This is a genomic window from Parabacteroides sp. AF18-52, from assembly GCF_003479145.1.
In the GTDB taxonomy this organism is placed as follows: domain Bacteria; phylum Bacteroidota; class Bacteroidia; order Bacteroidales; family Tannerellaceae; genus Parabacteroides; species Parabacteroides faecis.
The window spans coordinates 1-1863 of the sequence record NZ_QUGR01000039.1; the positions used below are offsets into that span (position 1 = coordinate 1).

The 1863-nt window shown below is 47.8% G+C and carries 1 protein-coding gene; it reads right to left on the minus strand.

What is annotated here, in order from left to right; all coding sequences use genetic code 11:
- Positions 1–582: 582 nt before the first annotated feature.
- Positions 583–1863 (minus strand): helicase-related protein (locus DWX23_RS24700; protein WP_122376451.1); only part of this gene is annotated, 1281 nt, incomplete at its 5' end.

The window sequence follows — 1863 nt, forward strand, 5'->3', positions numbered from 1 at the left end:
AGAACTACAGGATTACTAACTCGTATTAATATGTATATTATTACTGCCGCATAACGATTACAAAATTACACAAAAAAATATATCTAACAAAAGTGGGAGGATTTTTTAACTTTTTACCATAGACATTTTATTAGGGAAGCGTAGGTTCAACTGGCAAGTACAAATAAGTAGAAATGTTTGAACAACACCGTTTTAGGAAGTTGAAAAATCAAGTTTCTCTCTCGGTATAGCGTTTATTTTGGCCAATATCTTCTTTAGTTTAGCATTTGTGTATTTCCCATTCGTGTTCTATTTAGCTCCTTATTATGAGTATGTAGCAAGTTACTTATCAAATTCAGCCTCTTTGAGGGTCAAATATGGTTTTGCAAATGGTGACTGACAAGACATAAACAAGGTCAGCAGGATTTTTTACATAAATGGACATGAATGTATATAACCTAAAATAAGAATAAATTTTAATAAGGGCTGCCCAAAAAGAAAAAAATGCAGTTGCCATCCTATAGATACTTGCAGAAAGGATAAAATTTACTTTTAGACCTTTTGGGATAGCCCTTATTAATACTTCAGATAAAATTCCTTAGGTTATATTTTCAATCCTTTGGACCGGGTTTCCTCCTTGGCATACAGTCCCGGACGCCCGATTATGACATGGTTGGCAACGATACTATCCGCCGGACTGCGTATCTGCGGCGGTGCATTTTCGGGATATTGCGCCTGCCTGTTCCTCACATCTTCCGCTTCCGGCTTGAGCTGTTGCCCTTCATTCTCCTTTTCTGCGACTTCGGGCGTGGGTGGCGCAAGCTCCAGCTGAATTTTTCGGTCAAGGGCGGCAAGTTCGGACTTCAACTGCTTCAGCTCGTCCTCCTTCTTCCACACCTTACCCGCTATCTCCTGTAACTGCGGTATCTCCATCTCCAGCACCTCGTTCTTCGCCTTGTACTGGTCGATGATGGAGGGTATCCTCTCCATCGCGTTGAGGAAGTTGCGGGCGGCGGCCAACGGGTCAGCCATCGCCAGATGCCCGTTGTTGTAGGTGTACTTGTAGTTCCCCTCGACCACGAAGCGGTTGTCGGTGAACTCCAATCCCTCTTTGAGTATCCTTTCGCTCACCACCTTTATCGGAAAACCGTAAAGTTCACCGACCTGCGTGTACAACCCTCCGGTCGTGGCATTCTTGGCTATCTCCTGCAAACGCTTTCCGATGACCTTCTCATCGGCGGAATCCACTCCGTCCACCTTTATTATATTAAGGCGGTTGCCCTCCTTGTCGGTCTGCACCACCGACAGGAAGCGGTTCCAGTCCTCCGTCATGGCATCTATGAAAGCCGTGTTGTTGCGCAACTCGCCGGTCTTTGACTCCAGCTTGAACTCCGAATCACGCTTGCCCTTGTTGAACGACTTGCGTTCCCCTTCGAGCGATGCGATCCGCTTTTCCAGTTTCGCCTTGTCCAACAGGTCGGTATTGCCGGAGAGCAACGCCATGTATTCCGAGAAATTCATGCCCGATTTTTCGTCCATTGCCCCCTCGTCGATGGTACGCGCACCCATCGCACCGCTTTTGAGCTGGCTTATGAAAGTCTGCTTGCAGTGCAGGAGGTTGAACTTGTAGCTGTCCAGTGACTTCTCCACCGCGTAGATGATTACATCCACGTTGTTCCCGGCGAAATGTTTGGCAATCTCATTACCTGCCCTAACTCCGCGTCCGTCACGCTGTTGCAAGTCGGACGGTCGCCACGGCGTATCGAGATGATGGATAGCCACACACCGTTTCTGGGCGTTCACACCCGTTCCGAGCATAGAGGTAGAGCCGAACAGCACACGCACCGTCCCGGCGTTCATGGCGTCTATCACCGCCTTCCGCGC